Genomic DNA, 16,494 nt, shown 5'->3' with positions numbered 1-16,494 from the left:
TCCGGTACTGATTCCGGTACTGATTCCGGTACTGATTCCGGTAATAGCGGCGAAGGCCTGAGTTGTTCCATGCACGTTCAGACTGACTGGAATGCCGGTTATACGCTGGAAATCACCCTGTCTAATAACGGCAGCGAAACCATCAACGGCTGGGACGTCGCGATGCAGTTTGCTGACAGCAGCCGGATCACCAATATGTGGCTGGCCCAGTGGGGTAAGGGCAACCCGGACACTGCCAGCAGCTATAGCTGGAATGGCACCATTCAACCGGGAAAGAGTAAGTACTTTGGCTTTACCGTAGAGAAAGGAAGCTTTAATCAGCCGCCGGTACTGCCAATCCTGCTGGGAGAGAGCTGCAACTGAGTTTTCTCAGCCAGGGATTTCCTTCATCACAGTCTCCTGTCGGAGAGCTCCTGTTGCCGGGTGGCGAAAGCTGCCCGGCTTTTTTCTTTCTGCACCGCCTTCGAAAACGCCCTTCCGATTTGATCGGTCGAGAAGTGTCAACGTGATTCAGGACGGGACGCTGCTTTAGCAAAAGCCTTCAATAAAAATCCCGCTAGCTGACCGTTAAAAACCGAAAGATCATTAAAGAAAAAAGAAGAATTTAGCCTTAAATAACAATTACTTAAGATGGATAAGCATGATATAAATTCCTCTCCTGCAAGTACCCAAAAAACCGGTTAAGTTGTGTAGGCATCAATCTCTACGCATGAAGTCTGACCTGAACACGAGGATTTATATCGTGAAAGGATTCATGCCTTCCGCAAGATACGTTTTTCCGCTGCTACTCATGCAACCAGCAGTTGCTCTGGCCGCGAATGCGGTCTGTACCATAACCGCTACAGAAGAGTGGCAAAGCGGTTACAACATGGATGTAACCATCACCAATAACGGCACCGCAGCTATCGAAGGCTGGCAGATCGGATTCGCTTTCAGTGATAGCTCAGCGATCAACAAACTCTGGAGTGCCACCCTTTCCGGCCCGGCCAGTGCAACCCCCGCAGCCTGGAATGGCACAATCGCTGCAGGCCAGACCATCTCATTTGGCGGCACTGTCAATAAAGGCGTTACCGGCCAGGCTCCTAACCTGCCTCAACTCACCGGAGCCCTCTGTGGTGATGGCTCAACTGGCAGTGGGGGCGATCCGGTCCCTGCAGCAAATGTCACCATTAGCCTGGCCGGTTCCACAACCGGCCTGCAGGTCGGTGATACAGTGAAGGTGGTTGCCAATGGCGATGCGATTGGTGGCAGCTTCAACGCCATGGACCTCTACGTGAATGACAACTGGATCAACTGGACCAAGGCACCGTATGAATTCGACCTGCTGCTCGATAGCGCCGGAGAAGCCAGGATTAAGGTCTGGGCAGGCCATACCTCAGGTGACGAGTACTGGTCTGATGAACTGGTGCTGCAGGTTGCGGATGCGTCTGGCACCGATACCGGTTCAGGAGACAACGGTGATAGCGGAAACAGTGATAACGGCACCAATGTCGGGCCTCTACAGGCGGAGATGCTGGATATCTTCGGTCATCAGGTACCGAAATGGCAGGCCGGTATAGAGGGAGGTATTCCTGATATTCCTGTACGCGCCAATGCACTGGATTTCGGTGCCAATCCTGACGACGGTAACGATGATGCCGCGGCTATTCAGGCTGCGATTGACAGTATCTCCGGCACCGGTGCAGTCTCTCTTCAGGAAGGTGCCTACCAGTTGAATACACCGCTGTACCTGCCCGGAGGCATCGTATTACGTGGTGCAGGCATGGATAAAACGGTCCTCAACGTAAACCACAATCAGCATGCCCTCCAACTATCGAGACAGTGTAAGCCGCAAGCTGAAAGAGCGGTTACCGCAGCCAACGGCTATCCGAAGGTATTGGAGGGTGCTACGAACGGCTCGCTGCGAATCCGCGTTAATGATCCATCTGCTTTTAGCCTGGGTTCCGGCATAGAACTGGTGCAGGGTTATGACGCTTCAGTGCATGAAACCATGCCAGGTTGGCGTCAGGAAAGCTGGGCCGGCCGTTTGATTGGGCAGTTTAATAAAGTCATCAGCATTGATGGCAACTGGATCACCCTGGCCGATCCGATCCGTATCGATATGGATCAGAATTTCGGAGTCTGGGCAACGCCAGCCAGCCTGGTCGAGAGTGCAGGATTTGAGGATTTCGCAGTTGTTCGTCAGGACATCAGTGAAAGCAATATATTCTGCCTAAACTATGCCAGCAATACCTGGATAAAAGGGATTCACTCTAAACTGGCGCGCAAGAGCCATGTGGGTGTCTGGCGCTCACGTCGGGTGGAGATACGCGACAGCTACTTTGAGGATGCTACCGATCACGGCACTGGCGGCCACGGTTACGGGGTCGAACTCACTTTCCGCAGCTCAGGTACGCTGGTGCTGAACAACGTATTCCGCCACCTGCGCCATTCCATGATGACCCATCTGGGTGCCAACGGTAACGTCTTTGCCTACAACTACTCACTTGAACCACACCAAAGCGAGGGCGGAAACTGGATACCGGCAGATGTTTCACTACACGGCCATTACTCCTATTCCAACCTGTTTGAGTCCAATATCGGCCAGTACTTTATTATCAGCGACTACTGGGGACCAACCGGGCCTGACAACACCTTCCTGCGTAACAGCGTTCGGACTAAATCAATCCTGGCCGGCGATTCCTCCGACTACCAGTACCTCAGTGGTAACCGGGTCAGTAATGGAGAGATCGGTATCGATAAAGTCTGGGGGGTACCAGGCTCCGATGGACAGGACACCATCGATGAATCCACCTGGGTGCTGCACGGCAACTACACCAGCTACTCCGGTACCACTGACCAGCAAACCGGTTATGAGGGTACCTCAATCCCGGCTTCCTACCTGTTTGATAACGCCCCGACCTTTATGCAGGGCTACAGCTGGCCCGCCCTGGGCAGTGATATCGACAGCGAAACCCTGCCCGCCTACGACTGGTTCTACAGTTACACCAGCACCACGCCCGATCCGGATACAGATTCCGGCGATACAACCGATACCAGCGACGGCCGCCCTGCGGCGGAACCGAATAAGATCACCGTCGGTATCCTCGGCGGCACCGATAACCTGAACCCGGGTGATAGCGTCACCATCGTCGCCAATGGCGATGGCTTTGCCGGCCCGTTCTACGCCATGGACCTGTACGTCAACGGCGACTACCAGGCCTGGACTAACGCTCCGTATGAGTTCAGCTACCAGTTCCCACAGGCCGGTGAATACCGCATCAAGGTCTGGGGTAACCACTCCTCCACGAACGAGTACTGGTCTGATGAATTGGTCGTTCAGGTCGGGGCTGGGACTGATACCGGAACTGATACCGGAACTGATACCGGCACCGATACCGGCACTGATACTGGCACCGACACTGGCACCGACACTGATACCGGCACCGACACTGATACCGGCACCGACACTGATACCGGCACCGATACTGGCACTGATACTGGCACTGATACTGGTACCGATACTGGCACCGATACCGGCACTGATACTGGTACCGATACCGGCACTGATACTGGTACCGATACTGGTACCGATACTGGTACCGATACTGGTACCGATACTGGTACCGATACTGGTACCGATACTGGTACCGATACTGGCACCGATACCGGCACTGGTACTGATACCGGCACCGGCACCGACACTGGCACTGGCACTGGCACCGGAACTGATAGCGGCGCCCTGAGCTGCCAGGTTAATGTGGCAGCTGAGTGGCAGGATGGTTATACCATCGAGGTGCTGATGACCAACCATGGTAGCGAAGCGGTCAGTGGCTGGAATGTCGGGCTCGATTTCGGCGACAGCACCACTATCGAAAGCATGTGGCGCGCCCAGATGACCGCCGGTAACCCGGTCACCGCCAGTAACTTCAGCTGGAATGGCAATATCGCCGCCGGTGAGACCTACTCCTTCGGCTTCACCGCCGTGAAGCCGGTCTACAACCAGCCAGCCTCTGTTCCGGTTCTGACAGGCACCAGCTGCCAGTAATGACGATTTAACCGGAACTGAGCTGTACCCCAGAAAGGCCCAGCGCTAAGCTGGGCCTTTGCTTAATTTACGGGGAAGGAGTCTGATGCAAGCTTATTTAGAGGCCAGCGAATTTATCGATTGGCAGCACCCCGATATCCGCGCCAAGGCTGCAGAACTTGCACAGGGGTCAGAGGATAAAACTGAGATCGCCCGCGCCTGCTTTCTGTTTGTCCGCGACCAGATCAAACACAGCTGGGACTACCGACTCAGCCCAACCACCTGCAAAGCCTCCGAGGTACTGCAACGCGGCCATGGCTTCTGCTATGCAAAGAGCCACCTGCTGGCGGCACTGCTGCGCGCCAACGGCATTCCAGCGGCGCTGTGCTACCAGCGCCTGAGCTGTTCCGACGATAGCCGCCAGTTCTGCCTGCACGGCCTTAATGCAGTTTATCTGGAACCCTGGGGCTGGTACCGCATCGATCCGCGCGGCAACAAGGAAGGGGTGAACAGTGCTTTCTGTCCGCCGCAGGAGAAGCTGGCATACATCGCCGAAACTGAAGGTGAAGCAGACCTGCCGCTGCGCCACCCGGCACCACTGCCAGAGGTCACCGATGCCCTGGAGCAACACAGTACCGCTGAAGAGGTTGGCCGGCACCTTCCGGATATACGCCCTGTTCTTCTTACTCGGTCGCATCTCCGATAATCCACCCAACGCCAGACAATGGACGCTACAAACCGGTGCATCCGCTTCCCCTGATGCACCAGCAGCGCTCATTGGGTGCCCCCTACAACATCAGCCACACACTTTACAGAGCAATAAATAAATTATAACCAATTGAAATATAAGTAATTATATTTATTGGCACGTACCCTGCTATAACCCTTGTACCCATTATTGGGGGACACAGCTAAAGAACAAAGGCGTTCATCTTCTACACCACCTCACCGGTGTAGCAGAGGAACGCCTTTTTTATTGGCTGCTGTCCGGTGAACTCGTCCCATCACCCACTACGGATAACGGCAGAGCAATGGCTAAAGAGCACTTAATACTGATAGGCAACGGCATGGCAACCGGTCGGCTGCTGGGAGAGATCCTCAAGCGCGATGCCGGTCGCTATCAGATATCGGTGTTTGGTGCTGAGCCTTATGGAAACTATAACCGCATCATGCTATCGCCGGTGCTGGCCGGTGAGGCGAATGCGGACGAGATTATGCTGAATCCTCTGGACTGGTACGCGGACAACGGTATCAGTCTCTACAGCGGCGACCCAGTGCAGGAGATCGACCGCAATAATAAACGAGTGATCAGCAGCTCCGGCATCGTCCTTCACTATGACAAGCTGGTCATCGCTACCGGTTCCGATCCGGCCCTGCCCGCGGCGGCAGCAGAATCAGAACTGGAGGGCATCCTCAGCTTTCGTACCCTGGATGATGTGGAGGCGATCAGCCGTGGCGCAGCTAACTGCGACCACGCGCTGGTCATTGGCGGTGGCCTGTTGGGATTGGAAGCCGCCTATGGCCTGCGTCAGGCAGGCTGCGATGTGACGGTGTTACATCGCGGTGGCTGGTTACTAAACCGTCAGCTGGATGCCCGTGCAGCAGACCTGCTTAAGCAGGCATTAGAGTCACGCGGCATCCATTTTCTGATGGATAGCGAAGCCAGCCATTTTTCCGGTCAACGACAAGTGGAGGCCGTCACACTTGCTGACGGCAGCACAATGGACGTGCAACTTGTGGTGATTGCCATCGGCATCACTCCGAATTCCGAACTCGCGGCCCGCGCCGGCCTCGAGTGCAACCGCGGCATCCTGGTCGATCAGCATCTGTGCAGCAGCGACCCGGCAATCTATGCGCTGGGCGAATGTTGCGAGTTTAACGGCGAAACCTTTGGTCTGGTGGCGCCGATCTGGGATCAGACCCGGATACTGGCCGATCAGCTTTGTGACTACAGCAACGCCCGCTATGAGGTCGAAACCGTGGCCACCAAGCTGAAGGTTTCCGGTATCGACCTGTTCTCGGCGGGTGAATACCTGGATGCCGAAGGCCTGGAATCACAGCGGTTTGAAGACCGTATCAGCGGCCACTACAAAAAACTGCTGTTCAGGAATGACCGCCTGGTCGGAGCCGTGCTTTATGGCGACGTCACTGACGGCAACTGGTATTTCGACCTGATCCGGCAGCAGCCGGATATCAGCCAGCTGCGTCCGACCCTGATGTTCGGACGTGAGATGGCACTGCACCTGTATGGCAACGATGCCCTCAGTGCTGCACCTAACTCCCCTGAAAACGCTGCGGCAGCCGCCACCCTGGCACGCCCGGCAGATAACACCCGCCCGGTCCCCGCTGACAACAATAACAATGCGGCTGAGCTAAACCCGTCACGTCCCGAACAGGCTCTGGAGAAAGAGCTGCGGGCTGAGATTTCCGACAGGAGCTACCCAATGAACAAATCTAAACTGGTCGTCATCGGTAATGGCATGGTAGGCCACCACTTTCTGGAAAACCTGGTGGAAACCGGACAGAGCGAAGCCTGGGATATCACCGTATTCTGTGAAGAGCCCCGCCTGGCCTACGACCGCGTCCACCTCAGCGCCTACTTCTCAGGCTCGACGGCGGACGACCTGGCCATGGGTAAGCCGGAACTCTATGCCCGCTGGGGGCTGAATGTCCGTCTGGGCGACAAGGCGACCGCTATTGACCGTGACAATAAGCTGATCACCGCCGCCAACGGCGAGCAGATCAGCTATGACAAGTTAGTACTCGCGACCGGCTCATTCCCTTTCGTACCACCGGTACCGGGCCATGACCGTGAGCACTGCCTGGTCTACCGCACCATCGAAGATTTGGAACAGATCACCGCTTCCGCCGCTAAGGGTAAGGTCGGCGTGGTGGTCGGCGGCGGCCTGCTTGGCCTGGAAGCCGCCAAGGCGCTGCGTGATCTGGGACTGGAAACCCATGTGGTGGAGTTTGCCCCGCGTCTGATGGCGGTGCAGCTGGATGAGGATGGCGGCGCCCTGCTACGTCGTAAGATCGAAGACCTGGGCGTAACCGTGCATACCGGCAAGAATACCCAGCTGATCGATGATGGCGAAAACCATGTTCACCGCATGAACTTTGCCGATGGCGAAGTGCTGGAGACCGATGTGATCCTGTTCTCTGCCGGTATCCGGCCGCAGGATGAGCTGGCGCGCCAGAGCGGCCTGGAGATCGGTGAGCGTGGCGGTATCGTGATCGACAGCAACTGCCAGACCTCCGATAAGGATATCTACGCCATCGGCGAATGCGCCCTCTGGAGCGGCCGTATCTTTGGCCTGGTAGCCCCGGGTTACAGCATGGCCAAGGTAGCAGGCACTCACCTCAACGGCGGTGATGATCAGTTCCTCGGTGCCGATATGAGTACCAAGCTGAAGCTGCTCGGCGTCGATGTCGGCTCGATCGGCGACGCCCAGGGCCATACCCCGGGCGCCATCAGCTATCGCTACAGCAACGATGACGAGCAGATCTACCGTCGCATCATCGTCAGTGAAGATAAGAAGACCCTGCTGGGTGCGGTACTGGTGGGCGATAACAGCCTCTACGATACCCTGCTGCAGTACGCCCTTAACGGTATCGAGCTGCCGGCCCAGCCGGAAAGCCTGATCCTGCCGCAGAGCGATGGCGCTTCTCCGGCCCTGGGTCCGGATGCGCTGCCCGATACCGCCACTATCTGCTCCTGCCTCAACGTTTCCAAGGGCCAGGTCTGCTGTTCCATCGACGAAGGGGCAACCGATGTCGCCGGCGTGAAGGCGGCAACCAAGGCCGCCTCTGGCTGCGGCGGCTGTGCCGCCCTGCTGAAGAGCGTGGTGGAATGCGAGCTGGAGAAGCGCGGCGTCGAGGTCTGCACCGATCTGTGTGAACACTTTGCCTATACCCGCGAAGAGCTGTACCACATCGTGCGCGTCGAAGGCATCCGCAGCTTTAAAGAGCTGCTGGCCAGGCACGGTAAGGGGCTGGGTTGCGATATCTGTAAGCCGACGGCCGGTTCTATCCTGGCCTCTTGCTGGAACGAACATGTGATGGATGAGAAGCATGTCGGCCTGCAGGATACCAACGATACCTTTATGGCCAACATGCAGAAGAACGGCACCTACTCCATCGTGCCGCGTATCGCCGGTGGCGAGATCACCCCAGACAAGCTGATCGTGCTGGGTGAGGTAGCGAAGAAGTACGACCTCTACACCAAGATCACCGGCGGCCAGCGTATCGACCTGTTTGGTGCCCAGCTGCATGAACTGCCTGAGATCTGGAAAGCGCTGGTGGATGCCGGTTTCGAGACCGGCCACGCCTACGGCAAATCCCTGCGTACGGTGAAATCCTGTGTCGGCAGCACCTGGTGTCGCTACGGCGTGCAGGACAGTGTCGGCATGGCACTGAACCTGGAGAACCGTTACAAGGGCCTGCGTTCACCGCACAAGATCAAGTTCGCCGTCTCCGGCTGTACCCGTGAATGTGCCGAAGCCCAGAGTAAGGATATCGGCGTTATCGCTACCGAAAACGGCTGGAACCTCTATGTCTGCGGTAACGGCGGTATGAAACCGCGCCATGCCGACCTCTTTGCCACCGACCTGGATGACGAGACGCTGATCAGGTATATCGACCGCCTGCTGATGTTCTACATCAAGACCGCTGACCGCCTGCAGCGTACCTCGGTATGGATGGACAACCTGGAAGGCGGCCTCGACTACCTGCGCGAAGTGGTGATCGACGACAAGCTGGAGATCAGCGCCGAACTGGAACAGCAGATGGCCCAGGTCGTGGGCACTTATCAGTGTGAGTGGAAAGCCACCCTGGAAGATCCGGAAAAACTGAAACGCTTCCGCACCTTCGTCAATGATGACAGCGCCGATAGCCAGATCGTCATGATTCAGGAACGCAGCCAGCCACGTCCGGCATAACTCATCGCACCTTCAGATTGGGAGAGAAAAAATGACAACCAAAGCAAAGCTTGACTGGAAACCCCTCTGCGACCTGAACGATCTGGTACCGGACTCTGGCGTTGCCGCCCTGCATAACGGCGAGCAGATCGCCCTGTTCTACCTGCCGGGGCAGGACAACGAGGTGTTCGCGGTCAGTAACCATGACCCTATCGCCAAAGCCAACGTCATCGCCCGCGGTATCGTCGGCGACCTGCAGGGTAAGTTGGTGGTCGCATCACCACTGTATAAGCAACATTACGACCTGCAGAGCGGTGAGTGCCTGGAAGAGGACATTACACTGCAGACATGGCCGGTACGCCTGAAGGATCAGCAGGTCGAAATCTGCGCCTGAACGCCGCTGAATTGCGTCAATGAAGCAAGCCCTTCCACCGCCTTCGGGCGGTTTTTTATTTTCAGCGGATTGAAACCTGAAGGCTGGAGCAGAGGAATGAAAAAGCGGTGTCACCTCCCTGTGACGACCTGGCACGAAATCCGGCAAGAAAAGAAGAATGGAGACCGTGCCCGGCTGGCCTGAGCCAGCCCAGGCGATGGGCACGGGTTAAGCAAACGACAGATTTAGGTCTGGGCACATCCCTGTGCCGGGCGTGTCCCTCGGCCCGTTATTCACTGAGAATTTCCTTTGCTTTAGCTCCCGATCACAGCATCCCTGCTGAACAGCCGCTCCCTGGCTGACGCCTCCCTGAATCCTCTCCGTAGCAGCAGCTCGTAGCCTTACCAATTCACCTCCCGGTGGCAGCTCAACGGGGCTTCTGTCCCCGGCGAGCATTGCATTCTGGCGCCCCAGACGAAAACAATAGCCGCCGTCTCAGAGGTGGGATGTGGTTGTCTGTGTCGTCCCGACGTGACGTTACGGCAACCGGTGACAGATATCAGATACTCCCGCTTTGCCCTCACTAAGGGTTGTATCCTGACTGCCAGTTTTATTTCCGACTGAGGCATATTACTTAATACAGATTACGTGCCAGTCTGATTAAGATATTAATATTCAATGAGTTACAAAAATATGACAGAAAAAGGAACAGGTGCTGTTACAGCCTTTACCTGTATCAGCTGTTACAGCTGTCACACTACTGTTACAGGTATTTAAAGAAGTGATTCAATGAGGAAACAGGCGGTCACCGGTTTCAGGAAAGCTGCAGTGCTTTCATCCGGCGCCACAGGCTCATACGGCTCACGCCCAGCGTCCGCGCCAGGGCACTGCGGTTATTTTCATGCTCGTTAAGTAACGCCTCCAGCTGTTCTGCTTCCAGCTTCTGCAGATCCAGCTGAATCTTATGTGGCAGCCCGCTGACGGCATCGGCTGCGATAACGTCCTGGCTCCAGTACTCCGGCAGCATATGCCGCTGCAGCAATTCAGAATCCGTCATAGCACAGAGGTATTGAGCCAGATTGTAGAGTTCCCGCACGTTACCGGGCCATCGGTGTTGCAGCAGACAAGCTGCCATCCCTTCGCTGAGGCGGAACTGCCGCTTTGGATCCAGCTGTTGCAGGAAGAGCATCAGTAGGCGTACCGGATCATCTCCGCGCTGACAGAGTGGCGGCAACTGCAGGGGCAAGACCCCCAGGCGATACTGCAGGTCGGAACGAAAGTTTCCCTGCGCCACCGCCTCGGCCAGTGCGGTGGACGAGGCCGAGACGATCTGGGCATCAAAGCTGACAACCCGGTTACTGCCAACCGGACGGAAGTTTCGCTCCTGCAGAACCCGTAGCAGCTTGGCCTGCAGCGGCATCGGCAAGGTTGTTACCTCATCCAGAAACAGGGTACCGCCATCGGCTTCGCTAAGCAGCCCGTCACGATCGGCAGTGGCGCTGGTAAAAGCACCTTTCTTATGGCCAAACAGCTCGGCCTCCATCAGTTGCTCACTGAAGTTGGCGCAATTGACGGCGACAAAGGGCCCTTCAGAACGGGTGCTTTCGGCATGGATCGCCCGTGCCACAAGCTCTTTACCGGTGCCGGTCTCACCGTGGATAAATACCGGGGCATTTGCCAACGCAATCCGGGGAATCTGGCAAAACAGGTTCTGCATCACCGCGTCGCCGCTCAGCATGCCGTTGAACAGCTGAGCCTCTTCCTCGCTGGACGAGGGCAGCCGCTCACTACAAAGTTTATTGAGCAGGCTTATCAGTTGCTGATCATCCCAGGGCTTTTGCAGGAACTGCTGAATGGTGCCCTGATTGAAGGCCGCGATAATCTGGTCGAAATCAGCATAGCCACTGAGGATTAAGCGGGTGCTATCAGGTTGCAGCCTGGCGATCTCCTGCAACAGTTCGGTACCCTGCATCCAGGGCATCCGCTGGTCAGACAGCACCACCTGAAACTGCTGTTGCCGGCATCGGGCCAGGGCCTCACGGGGGTCCGAGAAGCGGGTTATCCGTAATGGCAGGGCACGCAAGACACGTTCCAGCGCATTCAATACGGCAACGTCATCATCCACCAGCAACACTTCAAGCGATCGCTTCGCCATGCCCATCCATCCATAAACCGGTCTCTGCTAAGCATAGACATCAAATTTTTGAATGGGTTTTCTGCCGGCGAATTACAGTGTGCCCAGGCTAAACCACTCGCCCTGACTTTGTAGCATCAGATGGCTGACACCCTCCACTTCCCGCTCCTCAGCCATCTCCACCAGCTGATAGAACAGTGAGCGGCCGATCAGCCCCTCCATCCCAAAGCGCACCATCAGGTAAGGAGAGGGCTCACCACTGTGCGCATCGACCTCAACCCGCAGCGGATGGGCTGGCCCGGCCACCACCACATCATCGGTTTTACTGCGGAACAGCAGTTCGCGGCCCGACTCGCCCTCACGCTGCTCCACACTGATAAACAGGAATGGCGCATCCTCCACTTCGATCCCGACTTTCTCTACCGGTGTCTTAAGGAAAAACCGGCCCTCCTCCTGCCACAGCACCCGGGAGAACATCTTCACCATCGCCGGGCGGCCAATCGGGGTGCCGTTGTAGTACCAGCTGCCATCCCGGGCGATACGCATATCGATATCGCCGCAGAAGTCCGGGTTCCACTTTTCCAGTGGCGGAATGCCCTCGCCACTGCCCTGCTCTATCTGCTTGCTGGCAGCCGCCAGGTCAAAACCACGTTCGGTCACTGTCTCTCTCCCATCTCGTATTTAAAGTTACTTTAGGGCCTGCGTGAGAGCGACTCAACTATCCTGATACAGGGACTGTCGCAGAAGGCTTATTAGAATCACTCACCTTAACTGCAAAAACTTTCAACTTATAACTTAATCACATGAATAGAGTTAATTGTTAGAATGCATAGCAATTAAAACGACAAAACCACATTGCATAGAATCATGAACCAGGATCTGAGAGAAAAATTCGCTGACCCAACCCGGGGTGTTTACTTCATTGGTACTTGTCCACCGAAGAAAAGCACTGAAATGGCGCAGGTTAACGAAATCGCCGACAAGCTGCTGGCCCGCCTGGGACAGCTCGATTATGACGGCCTGATCGTCTATGACATTCAGGATGAGAGCAGCCGTATTGATTCACCACGGCCGTTTCCGTTTGCGCATACTCACGATCCACGAATGTATTCCCGACTGCTGCGTGATAAGTCCAATACGCCGGTTATCACCTATAAGAGCGTCTCACAGCGTAACCGCGAAGACTTCAACGAATGGCTGAGCGAAGCCTGGTATACCTACGGCGTGCGCGACATCGTGATGGTCGGCAGCCCGTCATCGGACGGCGATATCAAGCTGAGCCTGAATGATGCCTACGATGTGCTGGCCGAGCACCAACAGCCCTTCCACCTTGGTGGGGTGACTATCGCTGAGCGCCACGCGGTCAAAGGCGATGAGCATCAGCGCCTGTCACGTAAGGTCGAACAGGGCTGTGACTTCTTCGTTTCCCAGGCGGTATACAACCCGCAGGCGACTATCGACCTGCTGAGCAGCTACGCCCGTGAGTGCCGAGAAAAAGGTGAAGCACCGAAGCGGGTGATCCTTACCTTCACCCCTTGCGGCAGCGCCAAGACGCTGGAGTTTATGGAGTGGCTGGGGATCTCCATCCCGGTCGCCACCCGTTACCGTATCCTGGATGCGCAGGACCCGCTGGCTGAGTCGATCCGGGTCTGCCGTAACAGCCTGGACCAGATTCTGGAAGCCGTTATCTCCCTCGGCATCCCGCTGGGCCTGAACATCGAAAGCCTGACAAACCGCAAGGATGAGATAGATGCCTCTATCCGTCTTTACAAGTTACTGAAAGCGACCCTAGACCTTAAGCTAGCTGAACAGCTGGTCGAATCCGAGTAAAATCGCTGGCAGTTTTCCCTGTTCAACAGAACATTGCGCCGCACCGGGCCCGTCCTGGTGCGGCTTTTTTATAGGCGCATTCCCCGCTATACGAGCTTCATACAGATCTGGTATAAACCTGAAAGCTGATTACTTTTAAAAAGTTGTTTCAGAAGGACCTATCTGCAATGAAAGCGACACCGGCTGCACTGGTCGAAATTTTCCTGCGTTTCTTCAGCCTGGGCTTTGTCAGCTTTGGCGGACCGGCCGCCCATATCGGCTATTTCCGTAAGTACTTTGTTGAAAAACACCGCTGGCTGGACGATTCATCCTATGCCGGTCTGGTCGCCCTGAGTCAGTTCCTGCCCGGGCCCGGCTCCAGCCAGGTTGGCTTTGCCGTCGGTATGCGCCGGGCCGGTGTCCTGGGTGGCATGAGCGCCTTTATCGGCTTTACCCTGCCCTCCTTCCTGCTGATGTATCTGCTGGCCACCAGCCTGTTGCTGCAGCAGCCCTCGGCCGTTACCGACGGTATTATCCACGCCCTGAAGCTACTGGCGGTGGTGGTGGTCGCCGATGCGGCCTACGGCATGTTCAGCAATTTCTGCCAGCAGCGCTGGAGCGCCTGCGTCGCGGTGGTCACCGCCGCGGTACTGCTGCTGATCCCCGGAATCGCCAGCCAGATGATCATCCTGCTGCTGGCCGCACTGATCGGCAGTCAGGCCGGCTATGACCCGGCACCGGCGTCACCCGCCTCGGTGGTCAGGCCGCGCAAGGGCGCGGCGATACTGTTCCTGATCTGCGGCCTGGTTCCGCTGGCCTTCAGCCAGCCGCTGCTTGAGCTGTTTCAGGCCTTCTATACCAGTGGCTCTCTGGTGTTTGGTGGCGGCCATGTGGTGCTGCCCCTGTTGCAGGAACTGGTCGGCGACAGCATTGACACCGACCGCTTCCTGCTGGGCTACTCCGCCGCACAGGCCGTACCGGGGCCGATGTTTACCCTGGCCTCATTCCTGGGGGCCGAGATGTGGCAGCAATCCCCTTTCCTGGGAGCCTTGCTGGCGACACTGGCGATCTTCCTGCCCGGATTCCTGTTGCTGATCGCCTTTCATGACAGCTGGGTCAGCCTGAACCAGAAGCCCCGTATCGCGGCGGCGATTAAAGGGGTGAATGCTGCAGTGGTCGGCCTGCTGATCAGTGCGCTTTACCAGCCGGTATTTGCCACTGCCGTCAGCAGTGCTCAGGACTTCGCTATCGTGTTGCTGGGCCTGCTGTTACTGCGCGGACTGAAACTGAACATTCTTTTGCTGGTAAGCCTGTTTATCGCTTACGGTGCCGGCAACTATTTCTACGGAGTTTAAATATGAGTCAACAAGGTAGTGCCGGTAATGTCATTGCCGCTTTATGTAATGTGTTTATTCCCGGGCTTGGCCAGCTGATTCAGGGACGGCTGCTGGCGGCGATCCTGTTTTTCGTCATTACCGCCGGCGGCTATGCCATGTACTGGCTGATCTTCCCGGCGATTATCGCGGCCGTGGTGCACCTGATCAGCATTATCAGCGCCGCTCGCTATAAGCCGGACTGAGCGATGCTGGCCGAGTACTGGCTTGAGGCAGCCACCACCCTGGTCGCAACCGTTGCACTGGTGGCTGGCTGGCGCAAGCGACAAAACAAGGCACGGCAGGCATTTATTGAGGACTATGCCTTCCGTGCCCGACTGCAGCAACGACTGGCCACCACTTACCCCCACCTGACGCCGGCTCAGCAGGATCTGGTGCTACAGTCCCTGCGCGAGTATTTCCAGATCTGTCGCGAAGCCCGGGGCCGGATGATCGCTATGCCGTCTCAGGCGGTGGATCTGGTCTGGCATGAGTTTATTCTCTTTACCCGCGAATACGATCAGTTCTGCCGCAAGGGACTGGGACGCTTCCTGCACCATACCCCGGCCGAAGCGATGCAGGCCCGCACCTCAGCCCAGCAGGGCATTAAACGCGCCTGGCGCATCGCCTGCCTGAGGGAAGGGATCGATCCCCATAAACCCTCCAGCCTGCCCTTGCTGTTCGCGCTGGATGCCCTGCTGCTGATACCGGACGGCTTTCACTACTCTCTCGATTGCCTCGGCAAACGCAGCGATAACAACTACTGCGCAACCCATATTGGTTGCAGTTCCGGCTGTGGCGGGGGCTGTAGCAGCGATAGCGGCAGTGACAGCGGTTGCGGCGGCGGAGGTTGTGGCGGCGACTGAATCGATCAGCGGGCGGCGATGCCGACGATCAGTCTGAGCATCGGCCCCGGGTATCTGCCCGGCGCTTAATCACACCTGAGAAACTTCGTTCGGCTGTGCCAGCTGTGCGCCACGGATTGCAGCCAGCCGGCAGCGGGAGTAAAGTCCCATGCCCTCCTTCTACATCGTCTAATTCACTTTCAGGGAACTCTCGTGAACGAACTGCTGTGGTCACAATATGCTTTAATCGGCCTGATTTTTATCTGGAGCGGCTTCGTCCGCGCAGGCCTCGGCTTTGGCGGAGCGGTACTGTCACTGCCGTTTTTGCTGCTGATTAATAATGACCCGCTGCTGTTTCTGCCTCTGATCGGCATGCACCTGCTGGTATTTTCGCTGATTATCACCGGGCCGGAACAACTCAAAAACTGGCAGGCCCGGCGACGGAACCAGCCGGGTGTCGAGAGCAGTATCGACTGGGCGTACCTGAAGTACTCACTGGGTGTGATGATTGTCCCGAAACTGGTTGGCGTACTGGGACTGTTAACCCTGCCCGCCGAACTGATGAGCGGCATTATCTTCTGCATTGTGATGGTGTATGCCACCTCCTATATCCTCAATAAGCCGTTTCGCAGTAACAATAAATGGCTGGATACCCTGTTTTTGATGCTCGGCGGCTATGTCAGCGGAACCTCGCTGATCGGGGCGCCGCTGATTGTCGCCGTCTATGCCTCCCATGTGGCCAAGCATCAGCTACGGGATACGCTGTTTGTGCTCTGGTTTATTCTGGTGGTGATCAAGATGGCGTCATTCATCATTGCCGGGGTGGACCTGCAGCTGATCCATCACCTCTGGCTGCTGCCCTGTGCCGCAATCGGCCACCTGATCGGCATGCGCTTCCACGCCCGCATCGTGGCAGCAGAGTCGCCGCTGTTCTACCGGGTGATCGGCTCGGTTCTGGTACTGACCAGTATTATCGGACTTATTCAGAACAGCTTCGCCTGAAACCGTTGCGGTTGCGGGGCGGCCACTACGGCCGGC

General features: G+C 56.8%; 12 protein-coding genes and 1 pseudogene. 11 read left to right on the top strand and 2 right to left on the bottom strand.

All coding sequences use genetic code 11. From position 1 onward, the window contains the following. From Q354_RS28555 to nirD, 6 genes and pseudogenes are all read left to right on the top strand, one after another. The coding region (locus tag Q354_RS28555) for a cellulose binding domain-containing protein (RefSeq protein ID WP_211252241.1) at positions 1–363 on the top strand (363 nt) is incomplete at its 5' end. Positions 364–790: 427 nt separating this feature from the next. Continuing rightward, entirely contained in the window at positions 791–4,027 is a 3,237-nt protein-coding gene (locus Q354_RS27365) for a cellulose binding domain-containing protein (RefSeq protein WP_169828876.1), read from the top strand. An 85-nt stretch (positions 4,028–4,112) separates the two neighbouring features. Beyond that, the gene (locus tag Q354_RS0110560; protein ID WP_027857574.1) at positions 4,113–4,712 is read left to right on the top strand and encodes a transglutaminase-like domain-containing protein; all 600 of its coding nucleotides are present in this window, start codon (positions 4,113–4,115) and stop codon (positions 4,710–4,712) included. Positions 4,713–5,037: 325 nt separating this feature from the next. After that, positions 5,038–6,180, top strand: a pseudogene (locus Q354_RS28550) (NAD(P)/FAD-dependent oxidoreductase); the annotation flags it as partial. A 270-nt stretch (positions 6,181–6,450) separates the two neighbouring features. Beyond that, complete coding sequence (gene nirB / locus Q354_RS28545; RefSeq protein WP_036229469.1) at positions 6,451–8,943, top strand: nitrite reductase large subunit NirB; 2,493 nt, start codon at positions 6,451–6,453, stop codon at positions 8,941–8,943. 31 nt (positions 8,944–8,974) lie between these two features. Then, complete coding sequence (gene nirD / locus Q354_RS0110550) at positions 8,975–9,316, top strand: nitrite reductase small subunit NirD (protein ID WP_027857573.1); 342 nt, start codon at positions 8,975–8,977, stop codon at positions 9,314–9,316. Between the two features lie 793 nt (positions 9,317–10,109). Here the strand turns inward: nirD and Q354_RS25370 are convergent. Next, the gene (locus Q354_RS25370; protein WP_169828875.1) at positions 10,110–11,450 is read right to left on the bottom strand and encodes a sigma-54-dependent transcriptional regulator; all 1,341 of its coding nucleotides are present in this window, start codon (positions 11,448–11,450) and stop codon (positions 10,110–10,112) included. A 72-nt stretch (positions 11,451–11,522) separates the two neighbouring features. Then, positions 11,523–12,089 carry a DUF1285 domain-containing protein gene (locus Q354_RS0110540; protein ID WP_027857572.1) on the bottom strand — a complete coding sequence of 189 codons (567 nt, stop codon included), beginning with the start codon at positions 12,087–12,089 and terminating at the stop codon, positions 11,523–11,525. Between the two features lie 207 nt (positions 12,090–12,296). Here Q354_RS0110540 and Q354_RS0110535 point away from each other — a divergent pair, with 207 nt between their 5' ends. From Q354_RS0110535 to Q354_RS0110510, 5 genes are all read left to right on the top strand, one after another. Continuing rightward, positions 12,297–13,259 carry a methylenetetrahydrofolate reductase gene (locus Q354_RS0110535; RefSeq protein WP_027857571.1) on the top strand — a complete coding sequence of 321 codons (963 nt, stop codon included), beginning with the start codon at positions 12,297–12,299 and terminating at the stop codon, positions 13,257–13,259. Between the two features lie 167 nt (positions 13,260–13,426). Further along, positions 13,427–14,593 carry a chromate efflux transporter gene (gene chrA, locus Q354_RS0110530; RefSeq protein WP_036229420.1) on the top strand — a complete coding sequence of 389 codons (1,167 nt, stop codon included), beginning with the start codon at positions 13,427–13,429 and terminating at the stop codon, positions 14,591–14,593. 2 nt (positions 14,594–14,595) lie between these two features. Then, on the top strand, positions 14,596–14,817 hold the full coding sequence (locus tag Q354_RS0110525; protein WP_027857569.1) for a hypothetical protein: 222 nt from the start codon (positions 14,596–14,598) through the stop codon (positions 14,815–14,817). Positions 14,818–14,820: 3 nt separating this feature from the next. Continuing rightward, on the top strand, positions 14,821–15,477 hold the full coding sequence (locus Q354_RS0110520) for a glycine-rich domain-containing protein (RefSeq protein WP_036229417.1): 657 nt from the start codon (positions 14,821–14,823) through the stop codon (positions 15,475–15,477). Between the two features lie 192 nt (positions 15,478–15,669). After that, entirely contained in the window at positions 15,670–16,458 is a 789-nt protein-coding gene (locus Q354_RS0110510) for a sulfite exporter TauE/SafE family protein (protein WP_027857567.1), read from the top strand. Positions 16,459–16,494 lie beyond the last annotated feature (36 nt).

The sequence above is a fragment of the Marinobacterium jannaschii DSM 6295 genome (assembly GCF_000620085.1).
Taxonomy (GTDB): Bacteria; Pseudomonadota; Gammaproteobacteria; order Pseudomonadales; family Balneatricaceae; genus Pontibacterium; species Pontibacterium jannaschii.
The sequence above is the reverse complement of the archived record's forward strand: the minus strand, read 5'-3'. Positions and strand labels throughout refer to the sequence as shown.

Coding starts and splice junctions, on each gene's coding strand:
- Q354_RS0110560 (WP_027857574.1), top strand. CDS start 4,113: ATGCAAGCTTATTTAGAGGCCAGCGAATTTATCGATTGGCAGCACCCC.
- Q354_RS0110525 (WP_027857569.1), top strand. CDS start 14,596: ATGAGTCAACAAGGTAGTGCCGGTAATGTCATTGCCGCTTTATGTAAT.
- Q354_RS0110535 (WP_027857571.1), top strand. CDS start 12,297: ATGAACCAGGATCTGAGAGAAAAATTCGCTGACCCAACCCGGGGTGTT.
- Q354_RS27365 (WP_169828876.1), top strand. CDS start 791: ATGCAACCAGCAGTTGCTCTGGCCGCGAATGCGGTCTGTACCATAACC.
- Q354_RS25370 (WP_169828875.1), bottom strand. CDS start 11,450: ATGGCGAAGCGATCGCTTGAAGTGTTGCTGGTGGATGATGACGTTGCC.
- Q354_RS0110520 (WP_036229417.1), top strand. CDS start 14,821: ATGCTGGCCGAGTACTGGCTTGAGGCAGCCACCACCCTGGTCGCAACC.
- nirD (WP_027857573.1), top strand. CDS start 8,975: ATGACAACCAAAGCAAAGCTTGACTGGAAACCCCTCTGCGACCTGAAC.
- nirB (WP_036229469.1), top strand. CDS start 6,451: ATGAACAAATCTAAACTGGTCGTCATCGGTAATGGCATGGTAGGCCAC.
- chrA (WP_036229420.1), top strand. CDS start 13,427: ATGAAAGCGACACCGGCTGCACTGGTCGAAATTTTCCTGCGTTTCTTC.